The following is a 24,200-nucleotide window of genomic DNA, read 5'->3' as shown; positions in this document are numbered from 1 at the left end:
TGGGAACTGCCGCTTGGCGTGTGAGGCTTACTGCTCCTCGAAGTAGGTGTTGTAAATCTCGTCGTAGGTGCCGTCTTCACGAAGCGCGGCGAGCTGCTCGTTGATAGCGGCGACCAGTTCTTCGGAGCCCTCAAGGGACATCGCGAATCCGTACTGCTCATCCGTTGGGTATTCCTCGGCGATGGTGAAGGCGCCGTCTTCGGTGTGCCCGATATTCACAGGGAGATCCTGCAGGATGGCGTCGATGCTGCCTGCCTGAATCGCGGCATACATTTCCGCGTCTCCGGGGAACTGCACAATCTCCGTGCCTTCCGGCGCGTTCTCTTCGGTGTAGGTGTAGCCGGTGGTTCCCTGCTGGGTGCCCACGGACTTGCCGGCGAGGTCTTCGATGCTCGCGATGTCCGAATCGGCAGGAACCAGGAGCGACTGCAATGACTCGTAGTAGGGGTCCGAGAACGTGAGGTTCTGCTGCCGCTCCTCGTTGATGGTGATTGCGCTCGCGCCGATGTCGCACTGGTTGGCGGCGAATGAAGCCCCGCTCTGCAGAGGTTCGAACGCGACATCCTCGATCGCGAGTTCCAGTTCCATGCCCTCGGCGATTGCACGCACCAGATCGATGTCGAAGCCGGTGTATTCGCCGTTCTCCTCGAACTCAAAGGGAGGGTAGGGGATGTCGGAGCAGACCGTAAGGCTTCCGGGGTTGACCAGGCCGAGCGGGTTGTCCGCGCCGCCTTCCGATTCGTTTCCGCCGCCGCACGCGGTCAGAGCCAGCGTGCCGACTGCCACAACGGCAAGCGACTTGGAGATCTTGGAGAACATGCAGATACCTCAGCTTTGAACGGGATGTAAAGAAACGTCATGGACGATTCTAGCTGTATAGAGATGTGCATCACAGGCTACAGGTATTGCCTATTGGTAACCAAGCGGTCCTTGGAAAAGATTCAATACCGTAATGGGACGGGAAGGCCCAGTGCCTCGATCATCGGCCGGAACTTACTCCAGGTCTCGGCCAGTTCGGCAGTCGGCTGGGATGCTTCCACGATCCCGCAGCCGGCATACATCCGCACCCGGGTGGGTGTTTCAACGACCGCGCCGCGTAACGCGATACCCCACTCGCCGTTCCCTACGGCGTCCATCCAGCCCACCGGCCCCGCATATGGGCCGCGCTCCAGGTGCTCAAGTTCCCGGATCAGCTCGCCGGCCACAGTGGTCGGCGTACCACATACGGCCGCGGTCGGGTGCAGCGCCTCGACCAGGGCCAACGACGACGGCACCCGGCCCTCGCCGTCGGGCGCCAATTCGGCGGTGACGTCGGAGGCGAGGTGCCAGACGTTCGGCAGTTCCAGCACGAAGGGTTCGCTGTGTGAGGTCATGGTGCGGGTGAACGGCTCGAGCTGGCGGGTGAGGGAATCGATCGCGATTTCATGCTCATGCTGCTGCTTCTCGGACCCGGCGAGAACTCGGTCGGCGTACCCGGCTTCACCGGCCGGGGCCGAGGAACGGTCCAGGGTTCCGGCCAGGACGCGTGCGCGCGCCGTCTGATCCTCGACCTTGATGAGCATCTCCGGCGTTGAACCGATCAGGCCGTCCACCGAGTAGGTCCAGCAGTCCGAATACCGCACGGCGAGTTCGCGGAGCACCTGGGCCGTTGAGATGGGCGATCCCAGCTCAGCCACTACATCACGGGCGAGCACCAGTTTGCTCAGCTCCCCATCACGAATGTGGGCAACACCGCGGCTTACCGCCGTCATCCACTGTTCCTCGGTGAGGATGCCGGGGGCCAGCCGGTCTTCCTGAGACGGCTTCCGCTCGGGTTCGACGTCGTCCAGAAAGGAGGCCAGAGCCGTCTCCGCTGCAGCGGGACTCAGCTCCGCGCCGTCGTCGTCGGTGATGTAGGTCAGCCAGCTTTTGCCATCCCGGCTGCCCACAATGATCTTCGGCACGATCAGGCGCGAGGGGTGGCGTGAGGTTTTGGAGAAGGCGAACGAACCGAAAGCCAACAGTCCGGTACCGGGCCGGGCAAGGGGGTCGACGACGTCGGCGGCGGCGATCACCTCGCGCCACCATTGCTGCCCTTCGGCGAACCGGCCGGGCCCGGAGGTGGTGAAGCGGGCAACCTCACCGAAGCCAACGAGGCCACCGCCACGGCGGATCCAGGTGTGTACGTCATTGCGGATCACGTAGTCGAGCAGGCCCGTGCTGAGCTCGAGATCGCCCCGCTCAAAGGTGATGCTGCGGAGCGCCGGCGCCTGGGTCAGCGGCGTCGCCACTGCGGCAGGGGACGGATTGCTCATGATGCATTAGCGTACTCCCGTCCGCGCTCAGGTCTGGATCGGGCCCGTTTCTGCCGTGATTGGGGGTGCAGTGCAATGTTTGAGACAATAGCGAAGTGAATCGAGCATCGCTGGATAAGCGTCCCGACGAAGTTGCGGCCATGTTTGACGACGTGGCGCCCAAGTATGACGTCGTGAATGACGTGCTCTCGCTAGGGCAAACACACCGTTGGCGGCGCATCGTGGTCGAGGCCGTCGATGCCAAGCCCGGTGACCGGGTGCTGGACCTCGCGGCCGGGACAGGAACCTCCAGTGAGCCGTTCGCTGACGCGGGAGTGAACGTCGTAGCGTGTGATTTCTCACTCGGAATGTTGCGCGTAGGCAAGCGCCGCCGGCCGGATATCGACTTCATCGCAGGCGACGCCACCAACCTCCCCTTCGCCGACAACTCCTTCGACGCCTGCACCATCTCCTTCGGCCTGCGCAACGTGGACAAACCCACCAGGGCGCTTGAGGAGATGCTGCGCGTGACCAAGCCAGGCGGCCGGCTGGTCATCGCCGAGTTCTCGCAGCCCACCATTGCACTCTGGCGCACCATGTATACCGAGTACCTCATGCGCGCGCTCCCCGCCATCGCCACGAAGGTCAGCTCCAACCCGGACGCATACGTCTACCTCGCCGAGTCCATCCGCGCCTGGCCCAACCAGGACCAACTCGCCGCCTGGATCAGCGGAAGCGGCTGGGATTCGGTTGCGTACCGCAACCTCAACGGCGGCATCGTAGCCGTACACCGTGCCACCAAGCCGGAGGGCGCCATTACGACGACGGCGGCCGCCTCCCAGACGCGCGGACGGCGGCGCAGCAGCAGGGCTGCCAACTAAGTGTCAGTCCTCATCCTCGGCGCTGGACCCGCTGGTTCCACCGCTGCGTACTACCTGGCTGCGGCCGGCATCGAAACCACTGTTCTCGAGAAGACTTTCTTCCCGCGTGAAAAGGTGTGCGGCGATGGCTTCACGCCACGGGCGGCGCGGGAGATCCAACTGTTGAGCCTGCCCCACGGCGAGGAACTGGGGTGGCGGCGTAACAAGGGGCTGCGACTCATCGCCGGCGGACGCACTGTCGAGATGCCGTGGCCCGAGCTTTCCGACTTCCCGTCCTACGGGCTGGTCCGAACCCGGTTTGGCTTCGATGAGCAGCTGGCCGCGCACGCGCGCTCGGCCGGTGCGCAGATTCTGGAGGGACACTCCGTCACCGAAGCGGTGCGGGACAAGACCGGGCGGGTGACCGGCGTCGTCGTCAATGTGCTTGGTCCCGACGGGAGGCGTACCGGCGAGAAGAAGACCTTCACGGCCGACGTCGTGCTGGCGGCGGACGGCAACTCCACGCGGACGGCCGTGAGCCTCGGCATGGCCAAGCGGGATGACCGGCCCCTTGGTGTGGCCGTGCGGACGTACTTCAACAGCCCGCGCCACGAGGACCCGTGGATGGAGGGCTGGCTTGAGCTGCCGGATGCCACCGGGAAGCCGCTGCCCGGGTACGGCTGGGTGTTCGGCGTGGGAGACGGCACATCGAACGTGGGGCTGGGGATCCTGAATTCCTCTGCATCGTTCGGCAAGCTGGACTACAAGCAGGTGCTGCGGGACTGGACCGCCGGAATGCCGGCCGAATGGGGGTTCTCCGAGGAAAACCAGGAGGGCGAGATCCGCGGCGCTGCGCTGCCCATGGGGTTCAACCGGACGCCGCACTATCAGCCCGGATTGTTGCTGCTGGGGGATGCCGGCGGGATGGTGTCGCCGTTCAACGGTGAGGGCATTTCCTATGCGATGGAATCGGCCAGGTACGCTGCGGAGTTCATCGAACGTGCCATGGCGGTTGCGCCGGGCCTTGCCCGGGACAACGTGCTGTCCGGTTACGCGGGCTTAATCCGCGATTCCTGGGGGAGCCACTTCACGCTCGGCCGTGTCTTCGCTGCCCTGATCGGCAAGCCGGCGATCCTGCGGCTGGCGCTGCGGACGGGCATGCCGATTCCCGTGCTGATGCGGTTCGTTGTGCGGATGCTCGCCAACCTGACGGATACGCAGGGGAAAGGCTTTGAGGACCGGGTCATCCGGGTTCTTGAGGGCTTGGTACCGGCGACCGGCAACCAGTAGGGCTAGATTCGTGCAGCTACGGGGGCTTCCGACGCCATCGGCTCACCTGAGCTGCACGAAAGTTCCCACGTTCCTCCACCGATAGTGCCTACCGGCCCCCCAACTTTCGCTGGCGCTCAAGTAGGGGCCCTGCCGATAGCGCCTACCGGCCCCCCAACTTTCGCTGGCGCTCAAGTAGGGGCCCTGCCGATAGCGCCTACCGGCCCCCCAACTTTCGCTGGCGCTCAAGTAGGGGCCCTGCCGATAGCGCCTACCGGCCCCCCAACTTTCGCTGGCGCTCAAGTAGGGGCCCTGCCGATAGGCTTAGGCACATGACGGATTCCTCCCACAGCAGCTGGACCAGCGCCGGCCATCCGCGTCCGATCGTCGACGAGATGGATACTTCCACCGGCGTCATCGCCACTGGTTTGCGACTGCCTGCCGGCTTTGCGCTGATTGCGGAGGACCCCCAACTCGGTCCGGCAGTGTCAACATGCCTTGCGAAGGTCGAGAAGCAGCTGCGTGAGGCGATCGCCAACTCCGACCCGCTCGCCGATGCAACGTCCCGCCACCTCGTCGAAGCCGGTGGCAAGCGAATCCGTCCGCTGCTGACCATCCTCGCCTCCCACCTCGGGAACGCAACGAGGCCGGAGGTGGTGGTTGCCGCCGTCGTCGTCGAATTGACCCACCTCGCCACCCTCTATCACGACGACGTCATGGACTCCGCGCCTTACCGCCGCGGCGCTCCGACCGCGCACGAGGTGTGGGGAAACTCCGTTGCGATCCTGACCGGAGACCTGATCTTCGCACGGGCGTCGATTCTGGTCTCCGAACTGGGAAGCCGCGCCCTCGGGATCCAGGCCCGTACTTTCGAGCGGTTGTGCCTTGGGCAGCTGCATGAGACCGTGGGGCCACAGGACGGCGAGGACCCGGTAGCGCATTATCTTTCGGTCATCGCTGACAAGACCGGTTCGCTGGTCGCAGCCTCGGGTCAGCTCGGTGCAATCTTCGCGGATGCGCCGGCGTCAGCTGTCGACGTCATGGTCTCGTACGGCGAGAAGGTCGGCGTGGCATTCCAACTGGCCGACGACGTCATTGACGTCACCGGGCTGAAGGTGAAGTCCGGCAAATCACCAGGCACGGACCTGCGGGAAGGCGTTCCCACTCTCCCGGTGCTGCTACTGCGGCAGGCGGCCACTTCCGGCGACGAATCCGCTGTGCGGGTGCTCGCCCTGGTGGACGGGGACCTCACCTCGGATGAGGCCCTGGCTGAGGCGGTCTCTGCCCTTCGTGAGCACCCGGCAACCCAGGAGGCCTGGGCGGTTGCACAACAGTGGGCTGACGACGCCGTCGCCGCGCTGGATCCGCTGCCCGACACCACCGTGAAACAGGCGCTGGCGAGCTTCGCGCAGGCTGTCGTCAGCCGCGACGTCTAGCCAGGTCTCGGCGCACCGTGAACCCGAGCCCGAGGGGGAACTCAGGAATCCAGTGCAGCTCGAAGCTCCGCTGCTTTCCGCGCCCGCACCGCCCGATCCACGATCGGACGCTTGGGCGTGAAGTAGAAGCCGTCCTTGTGCCAGCGGGGAAGTATGTGCTGGTGGTAGTGCCAGACGTGCTGGCTGCCTGCCGGCTCGTTGTGCTGGCGGGTTGAAACGCCGTCCGGGTTCCAGGCGCGTTTGATGGCGATCGCCATGTCGCGGCTGACGGTCATGATGCGGCCGGCGACGTCGTCGGGCAGTTCATACAACAGTTCGTAGTGCGCCCGCGGGATCACCAGGACGTGGCCGGGGTGGGGTTCGAATCCGTGGGAGGCGATGAAGGCCAGGACAAGCTCATCGGAGTAGATCAGGTCGCCGGGCTCGCAGAGGTTGGACTCAAACCTGAACTCACCGGAGGCGAGATCACAGAACGGGCACTCGTACCCCTCAGGGGCGTGGCGGACCCAGTTCATTCCGCCTCAACGTCGTCTTCAAACACCCACTCGAACATATCCAGCATGAATTCGCTGAAGGTGCCTTCCTCGTTCTTCCAGGAGGCGCGGGCATTGTTTCGGCGCCACACGATGGGATCGGGGACGCTCAGCTGGTCAGCGCGGATGCCCCACACGAACTTCTCGTCCACGTCTTCCATGAAGAGCAGGTAGCCGTCCTCGATCTCAAGCTCGTCCGGGTCCCAGACGTAGTGGAACGCTTCCATGATGTCCTCGGCCGCACCGACGGCGAGGTAGAACTCGCGCAGCGCCAGCGGAAGCGGGAAGTCCTGGTCCTGACGCATCTCCGCCAGTTCGTTTTCGGAAAGCCCGTCTTCAGCGACCCAGGGCTCGTCGAAGTAGGTGGGCACGAGGGCGCGGAATTTATCCAGGAACAGCTCGGTCACAGTGGCTCCAGGTGAAGGTAGGGGGATGCTGTAATCCTATCCCTCCCGCGGGGGCCTGAATTGCCGTGGCACCCGTGTGGCCAGTGGCGCCTGCCAGCCGGCACGCCATGCCAGGACGCGCAGCAGGAATACCAGGCCCGCGACGGCCACGCCTGTCAGCACGTTGAACCAGTCCAGCTTCGCAAGGACCACGGTCAGGGCGGCGCCGAGGAATGCGGGAAGGGCATAGATGTCGCCCGGATTGAACAGTTGTGGAACTTCGTTCGCAACGACGTCGCGCAGGAGGCCGCCCCCGACGGCGGTCGTCACGCCGAGCAGTACCGCCGCCACAGGGTTCAGGCCGGCATCAACAGCTTTCAGCGCACCGACGATGCAGAAGAGAGCCAGCCCACCGGCGTCGAACAGGACCAGGAGTTTGCTGACCTTCTCAAGCCGGGAGAACAAGAAGTACACCAGCGACGTGGCCAGCAGGGGCGGCGCAAGGTAGAGCGGGTTGGAGAAGGCCACGGGCACGACGCCGATGATGACGTCCCGTGCCACGCCGCCGCCCAGTGAAACAAGACAGGCCAACAGCAGCGATCCCACGAGATCAAAGCCTTTGCGTGCAGCAAGCAGCGATCCGGACACCGCGAAGAAGAAGACGCCGAACAGGTCGAGGATCAGCGCGGCGTTCATGGGAGCTTCCGGTTGGGGGCGGCACGGGACACAACTGTCAATTGTTGCCTAGCGGGTGCTTCAATTGCCAGCATGCAGACACATGAGCATCCCGTCCTGGTTGCCTGCTCCCATGGCACTAGCAGCACCGAGGGACAGGCAGCCGTCAACCGCATGCGCGATGAGATGCGGTTGCTAAGACCCGGGTTGGACATCCGTGAAGCCTACGTTGATGTCCAGCAGCCCGATCTTCCGGACGTGGTGGCTGCCCTTCCGGACGGGCCCGCGGTCATCGTGCCGCTGCTGCTGTCCGTGGGTTATCACGTGAAAGTGGACATTGCCGAGGCGGTTGCCGGCCGTCCTGGAACCGTTGCTTCAGCGCCTCTCGGACCGGACCCGCGGCTGGCGAAGCTGCTCCAGCAGCGCCTGGAGGAAGCGGGCGTGGAGGCGGGTGCCGCCGTCGTACTGGCTGCCGCGGGCTCGTCGGATCCTTCCGCGGCTGAAGACGTGAGCAAGCTTCTGGAACAGCTCGCGGAACTGCGCACGGGCCGGATCCTCGCAGGTTACGGAGCGAGCGCCAGGCCGTCGGTCCCCGAGGCTGTTCAGGAACTGCACGACGACGGCGCCGCGCCCGCGATCGCCTCCTACCTCCTGGCGCCGGGCTACTTCCATGACCAGCTCTCGAAGGCGGGTGCGAGCGTAGTGACGGACCCACTCCTTCCGGAAGTAATGCTCGCGCAGATCGCACTGGACCGCTACGACGAAGCATGTGCCCAGCTCGGCGTGTGAATCCTTGTCAAGGTCCTGACGCGATTGTGACGTGAGGTGTCTTCACGTGAACGGGTGTTGCCGGACCTTTGATGGGGTTCAGGAGCCGGTCCTACTGTTTTTACATGACGAGTTCAGTCGTGACCGACGCCGCCCAGGCCAACGCTGCCGCGCGGACCAAGCCTGCGCGGGCAAACCGGCCTGCCGCCAAGCCGCATGGCCAGTGGAAGGTGGACGGCACCACTCCGCTCAACGCCAACGAAACCTGGAAGCAGGAGGACAACGGGCTCAACGTCCGTGAGCGGATCGAGCAGATCTACTCCAAGAACGGTTTCGAATCGATCGACGGCACCGATCTCCATGGGCGTTTCCGCTGGTGGGGTCTGTACACGCAGCGCCGGCAGGGGATCGACGGCGGCAAGACCGCCACGCTTGAGCCGCACGAACTCGAAGACAAGTACTTCATGCTCCGCGTCCGCATTGACGGCGGGGCCCTGACCACGCACCAGTTGCGCGTCATCGGCGAAATCTCGACGGAGTTCGCGCGGGACTCTGCGGACATCACTGACCGCCAGAACATCCAGCTCCACTGGATCCGCGTCGAGGACGTTCCTGAAATTTGGAACCGGCTGGAGGCCGTGAACCTCTCCACGACGGAAGCATGCGGTGACGTTCCCCGCGTGATCCTCGGCTCGCCGGTCGCAGGTATCGCCAAAGACGAAATCATTGATCCCACACCGCTCATCCACGAACTGAGCGAGCGGTTCATCGGTGACCCCGAACTGGCGAACCTCCCGCGGAAGTACAAGACCGCGATCACCGGACACCCCAGCCAGGACGTGGTCCATGAGATCAACGATTTCGCTCTCGTCGGCGTTGTCCACCCGGAACTCGGAGCAGGTTACGACCTGTGGGTCGGCGGCGGGCTCTCCACGAACGCGCGTCTCGCGGAACGCCTCGGAGCATTCGTGTCCGCCGATGTCGCTGCCGAAGTATGGCTCGGCGTCACCAGCATCTTCCGCGACTACGGCTACCGCCGCATGCGCACCAAGGCCCGCCTGAAGTTCCTCCTCAATGACTGGGGACCGGAGAAGTTCCGGCAGATTCTGCAGGACGAATACCTCGGCTTCGAACTGCCGGATGGCCCGGCCGCGCCGAAGCCGCCAACCCCCGGCGACCACGTGGGCATCCACGAACAGAAGGACGGCAAGTTCTTCATCGGCGTTGCGCCGACGGTGGGCCGCGTCTCCGGCACCATCCTGACGTCCCTCGCCGACACGCTCGAGGCACACGGCACCACGCGCCTGCGCACCACCCCGCACCAGAAGCTTGTGATCCTCGACGTCGAGGAGGATCACGTTGAATCCCTCGTCGCTGAACTCGACGCACTGGGCCTCTCCGCCCGGCCGTCACTGTTCCGCCGTTCCACCATCGCGTGCACCGGCATCGAGTACTGCAAGCTCGCGATCGTCGAGACGAAGGTGACGGCAGCGACGGCCATCGCCGAACTTGAACGCCGCCTGGCCGACCTCGTTGACAACGGAACCCTGACGCAACCCATCGCCCTGCACATCAACGGCTGCCCGAACTCCTGCGCCCGCATCCAGACGGCGGACATCGGCCTCAAAGGCATGATGCTTCCAACGCCCGACGGCGATCCCACGCCAGGCTTCCAGGTTCACCTCGGTGGCGGACTCGCGGACTCCAACCGCGAAGAGGCGGGCCTCGGCCGCACCATCCGCGGACTCAAGGTCACCGTCGACAATCTCCCCGACTACGTCGAACGCGTGGTCCGCCAATACGCCGCCGACCGTAAGAACAACGAGACCTTCGCCGAATGGGCGCATCGCGCCGAGGAAGGAGTGCTGCAGTGAGTGAGGCCCCTGAGTTCACTGCCGTGTCGGATCAGGCGCGTCTTCCCCGTCGCTCAGAAGAGGAGCTGCGGGCGTTGGCTGCGGCCGGTGCCGAGGAACTCGGCTGGGATGCCGATTCCCGGGACGTCATTGCGTGGGTTGTGCGGAACTTCGACGTTTCCCAGGCCGCAGTCGCCTGCTCCATGGCCGATGCGGTGCTTCCGCACCTGGTCTCACAGCAGTATCCCGGCGTTGACGTCCTGTTCCTTGAGACCGGGTATCACTTCACCGAAACCCACATCACGCGGGACGAAGTCGCGGAGCAGCTCGACATCAACATCGTCAATGTCATGCCCGAACAGACCGTGGCTGAACAGGATGCTGAATACGGCAAGGACCTGTTCGGTCGGGACCCTGCACAGTGCTGCGCACTCCGGAAAATGGACCCCCTCAAGAAGGCCCTGTCCGGTTACGAAGTCTGGTTCACCGGTGTCCGCCGAGACGAAGGCCCCACACGGACCAACACCCCGTTGGTGACCTGGGACCATGTCCACAAACTGGTCAAGATCAACCCGGTTGCTGCGTGGACCTTCGACGAGCTGCTCGACTATGCCGGAGAGCACCAGGTGCCCGTCAACATGCTCCTCTCCAACGGCTACCCCTCGATCGGCTGCAAGCCCTGCACCCGTCCAGTAGCCCCAGGAGAAGACCCACGAGCCGGCCGTTGGGCCGGCCTAGCGAAGACAGAGTGCGGAATCCACCAATGAGCCACACCACCCAAACCATTGAGGACGCTAGCGTGAAGACTGAAGGTGCCCCCCAAAGCGCAGAGGCAGCAAATGCCGGCCAGGGAGTGGCATCTAAGTCTGCTGGCGAGGGCACCGCCGCGAGCTTGCGAGCGGTGGGAAGCCAGCCGACGCTGTCGAAGCCGCGTGGCGGACTGATCGAAGATCAGCCGCGCGGCGAAGGGGCGGGGCCGGCATTTGCTGCCTCCGCGCCCACAGCGAAGCGGCTCTCAAGCCTCGACGCCCTTGAGTCCGAAGCGATTCACATCATTCGCGAGGTTGTTGCCGAGTTTGAGCGGCCTGCGCTGCTGTTTTCGGGCGGCAAGGATTCCGTGGTCATGCTGCACCTTGCCACGAAGGCTTTCTGGCCCGGGAAGGTTCCGTTTCCGGTGCTGCACGTCGATACGGGGCATAACTTCCCAGAGGTCATCGAGTTCCGGGACCGGACTGTCGAGCGGCTTGGCGTGAGGCTCGTTGTCGGGTCCGTCCAGGAGTACATCGACCGCGGTGAGCTGCAGGACCGCGCCGACGGCACCCGGAACCCGCTTCAGACGGTTCCGCTGCTGGACACCATCAACGCCAACAAGTTCGACGCCGTTTTCGGCGGCGGCCGTCGCGATGAGGACAAGGCACGTGCCAAGGAACGGATCCTGAGCCTGCGCGACGAATTCGGCCAATGGGATCCCCGCAACCAGCGGCCTGAGCTGTGGAATCTTTACAACGGCCGGCACACAGTCGGCCAGCATGTGCGCGCCTTCCCGATCAGCAACTGGACCGAGTTGGACGTGTGGCGTTACATCGAACGCGAGAACATCGAGCTGCCGGGCCTTTACTACGCCCATGAGCGTGAGGTGTTCCGCCGCGACGGGATGTGGCGTGCAATCGGCGACGTTTCCCTGCCCACCGAGAAGGAAACCGTTGAAACCCGCACCGTCCGCTACCGGACCGTGGGTGACATGTCCTGCACCGGCGCCGTCGAATCTGACGCCGCGGACGTTGCGGCAGTAGTACGCGAAGTAGCCCTCAGCACCCTCACCGAACGCGGCGCAACCCGGGCAGATGACCGGATTTCCGAAGCCGCGATGGAAGACCGCAAGAAAGACGGGTACTTCTAATGAGCACAGCAGTTCAGAGCACCACCGCAGTAGAAACCGCCCTCGAGCACTCGACCCTGTTCCGGTTCGCCACGGCGGGCTCGGTCGACGACGGCAAGTCCACCCTCGTGGGCAGGCTCCTGCACGACAGCAAGTCGGTCCTGGCCGACCAGCTCGACGCCGTTGCCCGCACCTCAGCTGAGCGTGGTTTCGGTGGCGAGCGCGGGGGACTGGACCTTGCGCTGCTCACCGACGGACTGCGTGCCGAGCGTGAACAGGGCATCACCATCGACGTGGCGTACCGCTACTTCGCCACCGCGAACCGCACCTTCATCCTCGCGGACACCCCCGGGCATGTGCAGTACACGAAGAACACCGTGACCGGCGCGTCCACGGCCGACGCCGTCGTCGTACTCATTGACGCCCGCAAGGGCGTGCTGGAGCAGACCCGCAGGCACCTTGCGGTGTCGAGGCTGCTGCGCGTCGCGCACATCATCGTGGCGGTGAACAAGATCGACCTCGTGGACTACAGCGAAGCCGTCTTCCGCGATGTCGAGGCCCAGCTCAAGCAGGCCGCCCGGGAGCTCAAGGTCGACGAACCTGCCATCATCCCCGTTTCCGCCCTTGAAGGCGACAACGTGGTGGACCGGTCGGCGAAGACCCCCTGGTACAACGGTCCGTCGCTCCTGGAAACCCTCGAGCAGCTGCCGGCGTTGGCGGATCTTGAGACGGACATCGAGGCGTTCCGCTTCCCCGTGCAGACGGTCATCCGTCCGCAGGGCGCTGTGGCACCCGGGCTCGACGCGGAAGGCTACCGCGACTACCGCGGGTACGCGGGACAGGTTGCGGCCGGCTCCATCCGCGTAGGCGACGCCGTGACGGTGCAGCCGTCCGGCCGTGAAACCACGGTGACCGGCATCGACTTTGCAGGGCAGGAGCTCGTTGAGGCTTTCGCGCCGCAGTCAGTGGTGCTTCGTCTCGCCGACGACATCGACATCGCCCGAGGAGACCTCCTCGCCGAAGCGGGACCCGCAGCAGCCCTTCCTCAGCCCACCCAGGACCTCTACGCAGCACTCTGTTGGCTGTCGCCGAAGCCGCTGAAAGAGGGCTCGCGGCTCCTCATCAAGCACGGCAGCAAGACGGTCCAGGGACTGGTTCGCCAGGTCATCAACAAACTGGATCTCTCCACGTTCGCCGATCAACCGGCGTCGGGCCTTGAGCTCAACGACATCGGGACCGTCCACATTCGCCTGGCAGCACCGCTGCCCGTGGACAACTACGTGAACTTCCGCCGCACCGGAGCTTTCCTGGTCATCGACCCCTCCGACGGCAACACCCTGGCCGCAGGCCTGGTGGAATCCGACCACCTGGAACTGGCGGCCCGCGAGGACGAACGTTATGACATATGACCGCCCCACAGATTCCATCAACCGGCCCGTTAACGAGAACCTGAACAAGCGCTCCTCCAAGCGCGGCTTCCTGCTGAAGAGCCGCGTGGTCGAGGGCGTCATCGCCGGTTTCGCGGTGGTCGCCGTGGCGACCGGCGCAGCAATCGCCGCCTACGCCTCGGCGCAGTCAGCACCGGAACCAACGACGACGGCGGTCCCCGTCTCCGACGCCGAGGAACTTCGCCTGGGCTACTTCGGTAACCTCACCCATGCGCCCGCCCTCGTGGGGCTGGAGAATGGTTACTTCGCTGAGGAACTGGGCGACACAAAGCTGTCTACCCAGGCCTTCAACGCCGGACCTTCTGCCATCGAGGCGTTGAACGCCGGTGCCATCGACGCGACGTTCATAGGACCAAACCCGGCCATCAACTCGTACGTCCAGAGCAACGGTGAGTCGCTGCGGATTGTGGCCGGTGCAACCGCCGGTGGTGCGCAACTGGTCGTGAAGCCCGGCATCGATTCCCCCGAGGACCTCGCGGGTGCAACCCTTGCCTCGCCGCAGCTCGGCAACACCCAGGACGTCGCGCTGCGCGTATGGCTCCACGAACAGGGTTACGAAACAACAACCGAGGGAGGCGGGGACGTAGCAATCATCCCCACCGAGAACGCAACCACGCTCCAGCTGTTCCAGAACGGCGACATCGACGGCGCCTGGCTTCCCGAACCGTGGGCTTCCCGCCTGGTGGTCGACGCCGGAGCCGAAGTCCTGGTGGATGAGGCGGAGCTGTGGCCCGAGGGCAAGTTCGCGACGACGGTCCTCGTGGTGAACCGGCAGTACCTCGCGGAACACCCGAACCAGGTCAAGGCCCTCCTTCGGGCAGAGGAACGCGCCATCACCTGGCTGAACGAGAACCCGGAGCAGACCCCGGACCTCATCAATGCCGGCCTTGAGGCGGCGAACGCCAAGCCGCTGGCCGCACCGGTCGTCGAACGCGCGCTGGAAAACGTCACTTTCTCCCAGGAACCGCTGGCTGATGCGCTCGGTGAACTGCTCAAGGACGGGGTTCAGGCCGGTACAACGGATGACGCGGACCTCGCAGGCATCCTCGACCTCACCCTGCTCAATGACCAACAGGTGGAAGCCGGGCTGCAGGAGTACGAAGACGCCGGGCTCGGCGCAGGAACAGCACCGTGAACCCGCCCGCGCAGATCGAGATCTCAGGTCTTTCCAAACGGTTCGCCGCCGACGCGCCGCTGGTGCTCGACGACGTCAACCTTCGCGTCGCGCAGGGTGAGTTCGTTGCGCTGCTCGGCGCATCGGGTTGCGGCAAGTCAACCCTCCTGAACCTGATCGCCGGACTGGAGGAGCCGACGTCGGGCAATATTGCCTCGCCGAAGGCTGCGTTCATGTTCCAGGACGCCTCGCTTTTCCCCTGGTTGTCCGCCCAGGCGAACGTCGAACTGGCGCTGCAGCTGCGTGGTGCGGGCAAGGCGGAACGGCGCACGGAAGCCGCACGGCTGCTCGAGCTGGTCCACCTTTCCGATGCAGCGCACAAGCGTCCGCACGAGCTGTCCGGCGGCATGCGCCAGCGGGTGGCCCTCGCGCGGTCGCTCGCCCAGAACCGCGACGTGCTCCTCATGGATGAGCCGTTCGCCGCACTGGACGCCATTACCCGCGACCTGCTGCACGACGAGCTGCAGCGGGTATGGCGTGAGACCGGCCGAACCATCGTTTTCATCACGCACAACGTCCGTGAGGCCGTCCGGTTGGGCCAACGCGTACTGCTCATGTCTTCCCGTCCGGGACGCGTTGTTTCCGAGTGGGTTGTCGGGGAACAGGATCCTGCGGCATTGACGGCGGAAATCACCACCGAGCTGCGGAAGGAGATCCGCCGCCATGCAGCCTGAACCAGCTCTCATCCAGCGCGAAGACGGGATCGAGGACGTTCCAGTAAAACCGGCGTCGTTGACCGCCGAGGACGATCGCGCCCTCGAGAAGGGGCTCGACGCCCTCCAGCAGGAAACCAGCGTCCGGTCCTCCTGGAAGGCGAGCATCACCAAGGCGCTCCTGCCGGTCGCGGCGCTCGCCGCCGTGATCTACGCCTGGCAGATGTACATCTGGATTGCCCGCCCGCGCCCTGACCAGCTTCCCGGCCCCGCCGATGTCTTCGGCACACTGGGCACGCTGTGGCAGAACGGCGAAGCGGTGGAGACAGTCCTGACCAGCCTGCAGCGCGGCGTCGTCGGCTTCGTGATCGCTGTGGTCATTGCCACGCCGCTCGGGTTGCTGTTGGCCCAGAGCAGGATCCTCCGCGGGGCATTCGGACCGCTTATCTCTGGCCTGCAGGTACTGCCGTCCGTCGCCTGGGTGCCGGCCGCCGTCATCTGGTTCGGGCTCAGCGATGCCACCGTGTACTTCGTGGTGCTCATGGGCGCCATTCCGTCGATCACCAACGGACTGATCGCCGGCGTCGACCACGTTCCCGACCAGCATCGGCGCGTGGGCCACGTCCTTGGAGCAAGCCGTTGGGAACTTGCCACCCGCATCATCCTTCCGGCCGCGCTGCCCAGCTACGTGTCCGGGCTGAAGCAGGGCTGGGCGTTCTCCTGGCGCTCGCTCATGGCCGCGGAAATCATCGCCACCGGCGGCACACTCGGGTTCGGCCTCGGCGCGCTGCTGGACCAGGGCCGCCAGTTCTCGTCGATGGCAACCGTGATCGCCGCGATCCTGCTCATCCTTTTCATTGGCATCGTGGTGGAACTGCTCATCTTCGGTCCACTCGAACGCCGCCTGCTGCGCCGCCGTGGCCTGCTCATCGGAGGATCACAATGACCTACCCCCTCGGATTGCAGTTACGTGGACGCAAGGTCCTCGTGGTCGGCGGCGGCCCTGTGGCCGCGCGCCGCATCCCCGCCCTCCTCGACGACGGCGCCCTGGTCACCGTCGTCGCACCCTACGCCTGTGAGGACATCAGCGAGCGCGCAGCTGCTGGTTCGCTTCAGTGGCTGCAGCGGGAGTACGTCCCCGCCGATCTCGACGGCGCCTGGCTGGTCCTCAGCCATTCCGGTACTCCCGCGGTGGAGGACCGGGTGGCTGCCGACGCCGATGCCGCCCGCGTCTGGTGTGTCAAGGGCGGCGACCACCAGGCCTCCCGCGCCTGGGTTCCGGCTGTGGCGAAGGTCGACGACGTGAGTGTTGCAGTCAACACCAACGGTGATCCTAAACGGGCCGCTGCACTGCGCGACGGCGTTGCTGCGGCGCTGGACTCCGGCGAGCTGCCGCTGCGGCGCCACCGGCGTTCGCCGTCTTCTGAAGGCGCGGTCGGTTCCGTCGCTCTGGTGGGCGGCGGACCTGCCGACGCCGGCCTCATCACAACACGGGGGCGCCGGCTGCTGGCGATGGCCGACGTCGTCGTCGCCGACCGGCTGGGCCCGCGCGCCCTGATTCCCGGACTGGGCGCCGACGTCGAGGTCATCGAAGTGGGCAAGCTTCCCGGCAACCATCCGGTGCCGCAGGACGAGATCAACCGGATCCTCGTTGAGCAGGCGTTGCTGGGCAACCGGGTGGTGCGCCTCAAGGGCGGCGATCCGTACGTGCTCGGCCGCGGCGGCGAGGAAGAAGCGTACTGCCGCGACCACGGCGTGCCCGTGGAAGTGGTTCCCGGCGTCACCTCCGCCATTTCCGTACCCGCAGCTGCCGGCATTCCGGTCACGCACCGGGGAGTGGCGAAGGGCTTCAGCGTCATCACGGGGCACGAGGACATCACTCAGCAGGCCGGGCTCATCCCGGTGGGAAGCGACCACACGCTGGTGCTGCTGATGGGGGTGTCGCTGCTACCAAAGTCCGTGGCGTCGCTCATTAGCGGCGGCCGGCAGCCGTCCACACCGGTCGCTATCATCGAGAACGGATGGATGGATTCCCAGCGGGTCACCACCGGAACGCTCGAAACCATCGCCGGGCTCGCGGCGGTGCGCGGTGTGAAGTCTCCCGCCGTCATCGTGGTCGGTGATGTTGTGACCCTCTCGCCGCACTGGCCAACCAGTCACCTCCCGCTGAGTGTTGAGATAAACACCGAATAGCCCGCTCAAAACGTCATTATCTGCGCACTCAACGCCGACTCAACCCAAGAATAGGAACACAGCCGTGTCGCAACCCACTACCTTCCCCCACGCGCGTGCCTTGCGCGTCGCCGTCGTCGGGTCCGGTCCTGCCGGTGTCTACGCAGCGGACATCCTCACGAAGAGCGAGGCCGTCAAGAGCGGTGCGCTGACCGTCAGCATCGACCTCTATGACCGCTACCCCGCGCCGTACGGCCTCATCCGCTACGGTGTGGCGCCGGACCACCCGCGCATCAAGGGCATCGTGAACGCCCTGCACAAGGTGCTGGACCGCGGGGACATCCGCTTTTTCGGCAACGTCGAGTACGGCACGGACCTCACCATTGAGGACCTCCAGGCCCATTACGACGCCGTCATCTTTGCCACCGGCGCGATCAAGGACGCCGACCTCAACATCCCGGGCATCGAGCTCGAGGGATCCTTCGGCGGGGCGGACTTCGTGTCCTGGTTCGACGGGCACCCTGATGTTTCGCGGGAGTGGCCGCTCGAGGCAAAGGAAATCGCCGTCATCGGCAACGGGAACGTGGCCCTCGACGTGGCGCGCATGCTGTCCAAGCACGCCGAGGACCTGCTGGTAACCGAGATTCCGGACAACGTCTACGCCGGACTCAAGGCATCCCCTGTAACGGATGTGCACGTCTTCGGGCGGCGCGGACCGGCCCAGGTGAAGTTCACGCCGCTGGAGCTGCGGGAACTGTCCCACTCGCGCGACGTCGACATTGTGCTCTACCCCGAGGATTTCGAGTTCGACGCCGAATCCGACCGCCAGATCCAGACGAACAACCAGACCAAGACCATGGTCGGCACACTGACCAACTGGATCGCCGAGCAGCCCGAGGACGTCTCCGAGCTCAAGGCCTCCCGCCGCCTGCACCTGCACTTCCTGCACAATCCGGTGGAGGTGCTCGGTGAGGACGGCAAGGTTGCAGGTATCAAATTCGAGCGCACGGAACTCGACGGCACCGGAAACGCCGTGGGCACCGGTGAGTTCATCGATTACCCCGTACAGGCCGTGTACCGTGCGGTGGGCTACTTTGGGTCCGCCCTTCCGGAGGTCGAGTTCGATCACCGCCGTGGCGTGATCCCGAACGACGGCGGGCGCGTCCTGGATGCCGCCGGCACCCACGTGCCCGGCGTCTACGCCACGGGTTGGATCAAGCGCGGACCGGTCGGCCTGATCGGGCACACCAAGGGCGACGCACTGGAGACCGTCACGTACCTGCTCGAAGACCTGGAGAACCTGCCGGCCGCGAACGCGCCGGAGGAGACCGCCGTCGTCGAGCTCCTTGAAGCGCGCGGCGTGCAGTACACAACCTGGGAGGGCTGGATTGCCCTCGATGCCCACGAACGCGGCCTGGGTGATGCCGCGACCGAGATCGACGGCGTGGTCCGGGAGCGGATCAAGGTTGTGCCGCGTGAGGACATGGTCTCCATCTCCCGCAAGGACACTGCCGAAGTGGAAGTGAGCTAACTCTTCAACAACTATGCGCGCAACTGATGGCGCGTGAGTGGGTGCTCTATAGAGTGGAGGCATCCGGCGTGCGGTGCATCGGACAGATGCGCCGCACGTTCCGCAGTTGACCGTGAGGAGCACCGAACGATGGACAACGTTCTGTCTTATCTGACGTTCAATACCCGGCAGTTCCACGAAATGTCGATGCGGACACGGGTGCTCCTCAGCCAGGCGCCGATGTCCATCACTGTGGGCGTACTCGCGCTCGGAAGTGCGATCCTGCATCCGCAGGTGTGGGAGAGCGCCAGTTACCGCGCCGGTGTGATCATCAGTGCCCTCATCCTGCTGCTGTGCGCGGCCATCCCATGGGATCGGATGAAGTACGGGCTGTTCCTCATCATTCCCGTACTCAACTTCGTTCCCGTGTCCTTCCTGCGGACCGGCGCAGGAACGGAACTTCTCGGAATCGGCCTGCTGGCAGTGTTTCCGGTGGTGTGGCTCTGCGCCTCGGACCTGTACCCGCGGCTGTGCCTGGCGTTGAGCTTCCTCGGGCCGCTGGCCATGATCTGGGTTCCATTGTTCGTGAATGATCCGAACGTCACGGTGACCCAGCTCACGCAATCCATTCTGTTGCCGATCATCATCTTCGGAATTGCCGTGACCATCCGTGTGATGACAGCCAGCATGATGGACCAGCAGCGGGCCATGAAGGACAAGGACCACGCCCTGCAGCAACTACTCCACAAAAGCGCCCAGCGTGAGCGGCTGCTGAACGCTACGGTGAACACCGTCGACGTCGGCCTTCTCGCCATCGACGCGGACGGCCACGACATCCTGTTCAACCGGCGCCAGCATGAGATACACCGGATCGGCCTGCCGAAAGGGAGGGACGACGCACCAGAGAAGGACCTGCTCCTGTTCGAGGCCGACGGCGTGACCCCCGTCCCCGCCGAGATGCGACCGGCGTACCGCGCCGTGCAGGGCGACACCTTCTCAGACCACCTCATCCGGATAGGGGAGCATCCCGAGCAGCGGGCTCTTTCGGTTTCAGCGCGCGTCATGCTGGACGAGGCCGGAAACCGTGAGGGTGCCGTTTTGGCCTTCAATGACGTGACAGACCTCGTTGAAGCGTTGAACGCCAAGGAGGAGTTCGTTGCGATGGTTTCGCACGAGCTGCGCACGCCGCTTACCGTGATCGTCGGCCACCTGGAGATCCTGCTCGACGACGAACCGCCGGCGAACGTACTGTCCGGCCTCAACGTCATCGAACGAAACGTCAGCCGGCTCCGGAGGCTTGTTGACGACCTCCTTGCCGCTGCCGCAGGCACACCGGATGTGTCACCGGTTCCGAGCGACCTGGGGGACATTGCCCGTGAATCCGTGGGTGCCATCGCAGCGCGCGGGAGGGAAGCGGGCGTCGTCGTCGTCAATGATGTGCCGCAGGGGACGAGCGCGCATTGCGACCCTGCGCGCATCGGCCAGGTGCTGGACAACCTGCTGTCCAACGCGGTCAAGTATTCACCGTCCGGCGGGACCGTGACGGTGCGGGCGCAACGCATGCCCGGCTCAGTTGTGTGCGAGGTCGTGGACCAGGGCATGGGCATGAGCCCGGAGGACGCTGCAGAGGTCTTTTCGAAGTTCTTCCGCACGACGGCGGTGCGCGAGGCGGCGATTCCCGGCGTCGGGCTGGGCCTGGCTATTGTGCGCTCCATCGTCGAAGAGCACGGCGGGCAGATTCATTGCCGGAGTGAGTTAGGCCGGGGAACGACGTTCACTTTCGAACTGCCTGACAACCCCGGCGAAGAGGAAAGGGGGCAGCGCGAGGCGGCGGACGACGTCGTCGGGTAGTGCCGTCCTAAAGGATTTCGTGCAGCTCCGGCGGGTTCGAGCGTGTGTCGAGCCCCCAGAGCTGCACGAATCTTTCTATGGAAGCGGCGCTTATCTCGCGGATGCCTCCTCGGCGGTCCCGAGGTCTTCGGGCTGCCGCTCAGGGTCCGGCGCGGGCGTAGGCGGAGTACGACGGCGTTTCATGCCGGCCACGGCAGGATCTTTTCGAAGATCCATCATCAACGCGACGCACAACCCGACCATGATCAACACAAACGGCGCTGCGGCGATGATCGTCAGGGTCTGCAGCGCGCCCAGACTGCCGATGAACAGCAGGACGGCGGCCACCGCTCCGGTCATGGTTCCCCACAGAATGGTCAGCCACTTCCGCGGATTCTCGGACCCGAAGGACGAGAGGGATCCGAGCACAATGGACGATGCATCCGCGCCGGAGATGAAGAATACCGCCACGAGCAGTACCACCAGGATCGACGTGACCGCGGCGAGCGGATACTCGGCCAGTAGCGCAAACATCGCCGATTCCTGACTCTCCGCGTTTGCTGCTGCGATGTCCACGCCGTTGTTCTGCGCGGTGATTGCGGTGCCGCCCCACACGCCGAACCACACGAGGCTCACGGCGCTCGGCACAGCGACGACGCCGAAGATGAACTCACGGATGGTCCGGCCCCGGGAGATCTTCGCGAGGAACGAGCCGACGAAGGGCGTCCATGAAACCCACCAGGCCCAGTAGAAAATGGTCCAGGCAGCGAGCCACTCTTCACCGCCGAATGCGCCGGTACGCATTGCCATCTGGGGCAACGCGAAGAGGTAGTTGCCTGCGGAAGACGGAATCAGTTCGAGGATGAAGACCGTGGGGCCAACAACGAACAGGAACGCGAGCAGCACCAGCGCCGCGATCATGTTGCCGTTGGAAAGCCACTTGATGCCGCGGGAGATGCCGCTGACCGCGGACACCACGAAGCACACGGTCAGCAGCGCGATCAGGCCTACCTGCACCCAGAGGTTGCTCTCGATGCCGAAGACCTCGGTCAGCCCGCCGTTGATCTGCACAACGCCGAGACCCAGGGAAGTTGCCGAACCGAAGAGCGTTGCAAAAATCGCGAAGACGTCAATCGCGCGAAGAGCCTTGATGTTCGTGCGGCCACGGAACAGTGGAGCGAAAGCCGCACTGAAACCGGCACCGCGTCCCTTACGGAACGCCGAGTAGGCAAGGGCAAGTCCGACGACGGCGTAGATCGCCCAGGGATGCAGCGACCAGTGGAAGAGGGTGTAGTTCATGGCCTGACGCGCGGCGGCGTCGGTACCTGGCTCAACACCGTCAATGGGCGGCGTCAGATAATGGGAGATCGGTTCCGTCACGCCGTAGAACATGAGCCCGATGCCCATGCCGGCGCTGAACATCATCGCGATCCATGAGGCGCGGGAGAAGGCAGGCTTCTCATCATCCTTGCCCAGCCGGATGCGGCCGTACTTGCTGAAGGCGAGGAACGCGGCGAAAACCACGAAGCCCGTGGCGGTGAGCACGAAGGCCCAGGAGAAGTTGGATACCAATCCATCGAGGACGCTGCTGGTGACAGTGGCGAACCCGGCGGGGAAGACCACACCAAGAATCACCAGCGCCAGCACGACCACCAGGGACGTGTAAAAGACTGGGCGGTCGAGCACGCCTTTAACTGGCGTTGCGGTTGACGGCCCGGGAGGTCCGGATTGTTCCGGACGCTGCTGAGGGACAGAAGTAGACATAATTCCACGGTAGTCCCTGTACAGATAATGGTCACGTATGATAACCGGCCACGCTGTTGGTGGGTCGAAATGTGAGGAAACTAACTGGAATTCACCCGGTGAGCGTTGCCAGACCCGGATATTCGACGACTATCCCGTCCCGGTCGATCTGAAGCTCGGCAGTGAACCCGTGGTTGTCCGAGCTATAAAGGATAACGCCGTTTCGGTCCTCGCTCGGTGCACGGAGTTGGCTATACATCTGCTGGCTACGGACCACGCGCAGGCTCGGGACCTCCACCCAGGCCATGGCCATGGACGTTTCATCGGCCGGGGCCAGTTCTTCCGAGTGAAGGTTCAACCGCAGGATCGGCATGGTGTTGGTGACCGGGCAAAGACCCAGGTCGCAGTCCAGTGCACCGGTCAGCGATGAGGGGTCATCGATTCCCGCGCCTGGTAGCGGGCACTCGCCCGAGCTGTGCGTCGTACTTGACCAGACGCCGTCGTCGGACCGGTCCAGGTCCAGGTGCCGGCTCCAGCCGTGACCGTGGACGGTCGCGGTAAGCCTGCGGGTCACCCAGCCCTCCGTCGTCGTCAGCGCCCAGCTCATTGCGTACTCATCAGTGCGGGAGGTGCCGTGGGCGCTTAAGCGGCCCGGCTCGAGGTTGATGGTCGCGGTGTCCAGGCGTGCGGCGTCGTCGATGCCCTGCCAGCTGTGCAGCAGGCTCGTATGAAGTTGATTTCCCATTCGCTCACCTTAGAGAGCGGCAGGCCCGCCACGCCAGAGTCTGGACAGAACAGAGTCTAGATTGAAGGGATGACGAGCAACGGGGCAGGCGGCAGTATCGCAATGAGGGCAGCATGCGCGCTGCTGGGAAGGGGTCCTACGAAGCGGCGTTACCTGTCGCCGGAGCGGATGCGCGGAGAGTACTTCGCTCGCAGCTACCCGTCGCCCGTTGAGCCCCGCCATGGTATCCGCAAGCTCGGCAGCGTCAAGGAATCCCGCATCGCCGGTACGCGTGTGCTGACGGTGACGCCGCGGAAACCCTCCGGCCGCCACATCATCTATACGCACGGTGGCACCTATATCAATGAGCTTGTGCGGCCGCACTGGTGGATCATTGCCGAACTTGTCCGTCGGACCGGCGCCGCCGTCACCGTGCCGCTTTACCGGTTAGCGCCCGAGCACTCGTACCGGGAAGGCTATGCGCTCCTGACCGAGGTCTACCGGAGGGTGCTCGACGGCACGGAAGCGGCCGACGTCGTCCTCTCAGGCGACTCGGCGGGCGGCGGACTGGCCGTGGGGCAGGCCCTGCACTTCGCGGCGGAAGGACTGCCCGCGCCGGGTCAGCTCCTGCTGTTCTCGCCGTGGCTGGACATCACCGGAACAAATCCGGAGACAAAGCGTTACCAGCGGGTGGATCCCATGCTTGCCGTGCCAGGAGCGGTGGAAGCCGGATCCTGGTGGGCTGACGGCGAGAACCCACGGCATCCCCTCCTGAGTCCGGTCTTCGCGCAGCCCGACGCGCTCGCTGCGCTCCCGCCGGTTGAGATCCACCAGGGAGACCGTGACATCTGCATGGCGGATACCCGCCTGTTCGAGAGCAGAATGCACGACGCCGGCGGCCGGCTCACCGTGCATACCTACCTTGGCGCCTTCCACGTATTCGTGGCGCTACCGTTTCTTCCCGAATCGAGGGTGGCCTACGGCAGGATGGCCACATTGCTGCGCTGAATCAAC

General features: G+C 64.8%; 22 protein-coding genes. 15 read left to right on the top strand and 7 right to left on the bottom strand.

Translation table 11 applies throughout. The features are described 5' to 3' along the window. Positions 1 to 27: 27 nt before the first annotated feature. Together BJ994_RS12050 and BJ994_RS12045 are read right to left on the bottom strand one after the other, a co-directional pair. Positions 28 to 819, bottom strand: a complete 792-nt coding sequence (locus BJ994_RS12050) for a transporter substrate-binding domain-containing protein (RefSeq protein WP_167994442.1) — start codon at positions 817 to 819, stop codon at positions 28 to 30. 122 nt (positions 820 to 941) lie between these two features. Continuing rightward, the gene (locus tag BJ994_RS12045; protein ID WP_167994438.1) at positions 942 to 2,294 is read right to left on the bottom strand and encodes an isochorismate synthase; all 1,353 of its coding nucleotides are present in this window, start codon (positions 2,292 to 2,294) and stop codon (positions 942 to 944) included. A gap of 95 nt (positions 2,295 to 2,389) precedes the next feature. Between BJ994_RS12045 and BJ994_RS12040 the strand changes: the two genes are divergently transcribed. The 3 genes from BJ994_RS12040 (at position 2,390) to BJ994_RS12030 (ending at position 5,838) form a co-directional block, all read left to right on the top strand. Next, positions 2,390 to 3,154: a demethylmenaquinone methyltransferase gene (locus BJ994_RS12040; protein WP_167994436.1), complete on the top strand. Its 765-nt coding sequence runs from the start codon at positions 2,390 to 2,392 to the stop codon at positions 3,152 to 3,154. Then, positions 3,155 to 4,423, top strand: a complete 1,269-nt coding sequence (locus BJ994_RS12035; RefSeq protein ID WP_167994434.1) for a geranylgeranyl reductase family protein — start codon at positions 3,155 to 3,157, stop codon at positions 4,421 to 4,423. A 311-nt stretch (positions 4,424 to 4,734) separates the two neighbouring features. Continuing rightward, positions 4,735 to 5,838, top strand: coding sequence for a polyprenyl synthetase family protein (locus BJ994_RS12030; RefSeq protein WP_167994432.1), 1,104 nt, complete (start codon positions 4,735 to 4,737; stop codon positions 5,836 to 5,838). Between the two features lie 41 nt (positions 5,839 to 5,879). On the opposite strand, the gene BJ994_RS12025 is transcribed toward BJ994_RS12030, so the two are convergent. The 3 genes from BJ994_RS12025 to BJ994_RS12015 are packed head-to-tail and all read right to left on the bottom strand — an operon-like array spanning position 5,880 to position 7,453. After that, positions 5,880 to 6,353: an HIT family protein gene (locus tag BJ994_RS12025; protein ID WP_167994430.1), complete on the bottom strand. Its 474-nt coding sequence runs from the start codon at positions 6,351 to 6,353 to the stop codon at positions 5,880 to 5,882. Then, a complete protein-coding gene (locus BJ994_RS12020) occupies positions 6,350 to 6,778 on the bottom strand; it encodes a hypothetical protein (protein WP_167994428.1) in 429 nt (142 codons plus the stop codon). Before BJ994_RS12020 ends, BJ994_RS12025 begins: the two co-directional genes overlap by 4 nt. A gap of 36 nt (positions 6,779 to 6,814) precedes the next feature. Then, on the bottom strand, positions 6,815 to 7,453 hold the full coding sequence (locus BJ994_RS12015) for a trimeric intracellular cation channel family protein (protein WP_167994426.1): 639 nt from the start codon (positions 7,451 to 7,453) through the stop codon (positions 6,815 to 6,817). Positions 7,454 to 7,525: 72 nt separating this feature from the next. Here BJ994_RS12015 and BJ994_RS12010 point away from each other — a divergent pair, with 72 nt between their 5' ends. From BJ994_RS12010 to BJ994_RS11960, 11 genes are all read left to right on the top strand, one after another. After that, the gene (locus tag BJ994_RS12010; protein ID WP_167994424.1) at positions 7,526 to 8,221 is read left to right on the top strand and encodes a sirohydrochlorin chelatase; all 696 of its coding nucleotides are present in this window, start codon (positions 7,526 to 7,528) and stop codon (positions 8,219 to 8,221) included. Positions 8,222 to 8,325: 104 nt separating this feature from the next. Continuing rightward, positions 8,326 to 10,074: a nitrite/sulfite reductase gene (locus BJ994_RS12005; RefSeq protein ID WP_167994422.1), complete on the top strand. Its 1,749-nt coding sequence runs from the start codon at positions 8,326 to 8,328 to the stop codon at positions 10,072 to 10,074. Beyond that, positions 10,038 to 10,820, top strand: coding sequence for a phosphoadenylyl-sulfate reductase (locus tag BJ994_RS12000; protein WP_167994420.1), 783 nt, complete (start codon positions 10,038 to 10,040; stop codon positions 10,818 to 10,820). The genes BJ994_RS12005 and BJ994_RS12000 overlap by 37 nt, the downstream gene beginning before the upstream one ends. Before the next feature lie 278 nt (positions 10,821 to 11,098). Then, positions 11,099 to 11,953 (top strand): sulfate adenylyltransferase subunit CysD, encoded by an 855-nt coding sequence (gene cysD / locus BJ994_RS11995; RefSeq protein ID WP_425339408.1) that lies wholly within the window; start codon positions 11,099 to 11,101, stop codon positions 11,951 to 11,953. Beyond that, positions 11,953 to 13,341, top strand: coding sequence for a sulfate adenylyltransferase subunit 1 (locus tag BJ994_RS11990; protein ID WP_167994417.1), 1,389 nt, complete (start codon positions 11,953 to 11,955; stop codon positions 13,339 to 13,341). Before cysD ends, BJ994_RS11990 begins: the two co-directional genes overlap by 1 nt. Then, entirely contained in the window at positions 13,331 to 14,515 is a 1,185-nt protein-coding gene (locus tag BJ994_RS11985) for an ABC transporter substrate-binding protein (protein WP_167994415.1), read from the top strand. The genes BJ994_RS11990 and BJ994_RS11985 overlap by 11 nt, the downstream gene beginning before the upstream one ends. Further along, a complete protein-coding gene (locus tag BJ994_RS11980) occupies positions 14,512 to 15,228 on the top strand; it encodes an ABC transporter ATP-binding protein (protein ID WP_342450364.1) in 717 nt (238 codons plus the stop codon). The genes BJ994_RS11985 and BJ994_RS11980 overlap by 4 nt, the downstream gene beginning before the upstream one ends. Beyond that, a complete protein-coding gene (locus tag BJ994_RS11975; RefSeq protein WP_167994413.1) occupies positions 15,218 to 16,153 on the top strand; it encodes an ABC transporter permease in 936 nt (311 codons plus the stop codon). Before BJ994_RS11980 ends, BJ994_RS11975 begins: the two co-directional genes overlap by 11 nt. Next, positions 16,150 to 17,400 carry a uroporphyrinogen-III C-methyltransferase gene (gene cobA, locus BJ994_RS11970; RefSeq protein ID WP_167994411.1) on the top strand — a complete coding sequence of 417 codons (1,251 nt, stop codon included), beginning with the start codon at positions 16,150 to 16,152 and terminating at the stop codon, positions 17,398 to 17,400. Before BJ994_RS11975 ends, cobA begins: the two co-directional genes overlap by 4 nt. A gap of 64 nt (positions 17,401 to 17,464) precedes the next feature. Then, on the top strand, positions 17,465 to 18,910 hold the full coding sequence (locus tag BJ994_RS11965) for an FAD-dependent oxidoreductase (protein ID WP_167994409.1): 1,446 nt from the start codon (positions 17,465 to 17,467) through the stop codon (positions 18,908 to 18,910). A 129-nt stretch (positions 18,911 to 19,039) separates the two neighbouring features. Then, positions 19,040 to 20,740 carry a sensor histidine kinase gene (locus tag BJ994_RS11960; protein WP_167994407.1) on the top strand — a complete coding sequence of 567 codons (1,701 nt, stop codon included), beginning with the start codon at positions 19,040 to 19,042 and terminating at the stop codon, positions 20,738 to 20,740. A gap of 90 nt (positions 20,741 to 20,830) precedes the next feature. Here the strand turns inward: BJ994_RS11960 and BJ994_RS11955 are convergent, their stop codons facing one another. Both BJ994_RS11955 and BJ994_RS11950 read right to left on the bottom strand, forming a co-directional pair. Continuing rightward, on the bottom strand, positions 20,831 to 22,405 hold the full coding sequence (locus tag BJ994_RS11955; protein ID WP_342450363.1) for a BCCT family transporter: 1,575 nt from the start codon (positions 22,403 to 22,405) through the stop codon (positions 20,831 to 20,833). A gap of 169 nt (positions 22,406 to 22,574) precedes the next feature. Continuing rightward, on the bottom strand, positions 22,575 to 23,207 hold the full coding sequence (locus tag BJ994_RS11950) for a putative glycolipid-binding domain-containing protein (RefSeq protein WP_167994403.1): 633 nt from the start codon (positions 23,205 to 23,207) through the stop codon (positions 22,575 to 22,577). Positions 23,208 to 23,276: 69 nt separating this feature from the next. Here BJ994_RS11950 and BJ994_RS11945 point away from each other — a divergent pair, with 69 nt between their 5' ends. Then, the gene (locus BJ994_RS11945; RefSeq protein ID WP_167994401.1) at positions 23,277 to 24,194 is read left to right on the top strand and encodes an alpha/beta hydrolase; all 918 of its coding nucleotides are present in this window, start codon (positions 23,277 to 23,279) and stop codon (positions 24,192 to 24,194) included. Positions 24,195 to 24,200 lie beyond the last annotated feature (6 nt).

Origin of the sequence: Arthrobacter pigmenti (genome assembly GCF_011927905.1) — a bacterium.
Taxonomy (GTDB): domain Bacteria; phylum Actinomycetota; class Actinomycetes; order Actinomycetales; family Micrococcaceae; genus Arthrobacter_D; species Arthrobacter_D pigmenti.
Note: the sequence above shows the minus strand (reverse complement) of the source record. Positions and strands in the feature narration are given on the sequence as shown.

What these genes read in the sequence shown, in the direction of transcription:
- BJ994_RS12050 (WP_167994442.1), bottom strand. Translation starts at nt 819, where the DNA reads ATGTTCTCCAAGATCTCCAAGTCGCTTGCCGTTGTGGCAGTCGGCACG.
- BJ994_RS12045 (WP_167994438.1), bottom strand. Translation starts at nt 2,294, where the DNA reads ATGAGCAATCCGTCCCCTGCCGCAGTGGCGACGCCGCTGACCCAGGCG.
- BJ994_RS12030 (WP_167994432.1), top strand. Translation starts at nt 4,735, where the DNA reads ATGACGGATTCCTCCCACAGCAGCTGGACCAGCGCCGGCCATCCGCGT.
- BJ994_RS12025 (WP_167994430.1), bottom strand. Translation starts at nt 6,353, where the DNA reads ATGAACTGGGTCCGCCACGCCCCTGAGGGGTACGAGTGCCCGTTCTGT.
- BJ994_RS12015 (WP_167994426.1), bottom strand. Translation starts at nt 7,453, where the DNA reads ATGAACGCCGCGCTGATCCTCGACCTGTTCGGCGTCTTCTTCTTCGCG.
- BJ994_RS12010 (WP_167994424.1), top strand. Translation starts at nt 7,526, where the DNA reads ATGCAGACACATGAGCATCCCGTCCTGGTTGCCTGCTCCCATGGCACT.
- BJ994_RS12005 (WP_167994422.1), top strand. Translation starts at nt 8,326, where the DNA reads ATGACGAGTTCAGTCGTGACCGACGCCGCCCAGGCCAACGCTGCCGCG.
- BJ994_RS12000 (WP_167994420.1), top strand. Translation starts at nt 10,038, where the DNA reads ATGGGCGCATCGCGCCGAGGAAGGAGTGCTGCAGTGAGTGAGGCCCCT.
- BJ994_RS11990 (WP_167994417.1), top strand. Translation starts at nt 11,953, where the DNA reads ATGAGCACAGCAGTTCAGAGCACCACCGCAGTAGAAACCGCCCTCGAG.
- BJ994_RS11985 (WP_167994415.1), top strand. Translation starts at nt 13,331, where the DNA reads ATGACATATGACCGCCCCACAGATTCCATCAACCGGCCCGTTAACGAG.
- BJ994_RS11975 (WP_167994413.1), top strand. Translation starts at nt 15,218, where the DNA reads ATGCAGCCTGAACCAGCTCTCATCCAGCGCGAAGACGGGATCGAGGAC.
- cobA (WP_167994411.1), top strand. Translation starts at nt 16,150, where the DNA reads ATGACCTACCCCCTCGGATTGCAGTTACGTGGACGCAAGGTCCTCGTG.
- BJ994_RS11960 (WP_167994407.1), top strand. Translation starts at nt 19,040, where the DNA reads ATGGACAACGTTCTGTCTTATCTGACGTTCAATACCCGGCAGTTCCAC.
- BJ994_RS11950 (WP_167994403.1), bottom strand. Translation starts at nt 23,207, where the DNA reads ATGGGAAATCAACTTCATACGAGCCTGCTGCACAGCTGGCAGGGCATC.
- BJ994_RS11945 (WP_167994401.1), top strand. Translation starts at nt 23,277, where the DNA reads ATGACGAGCAACGGGGCAGGCGGCAGTATCGCAATGAGGGCAGCATGC.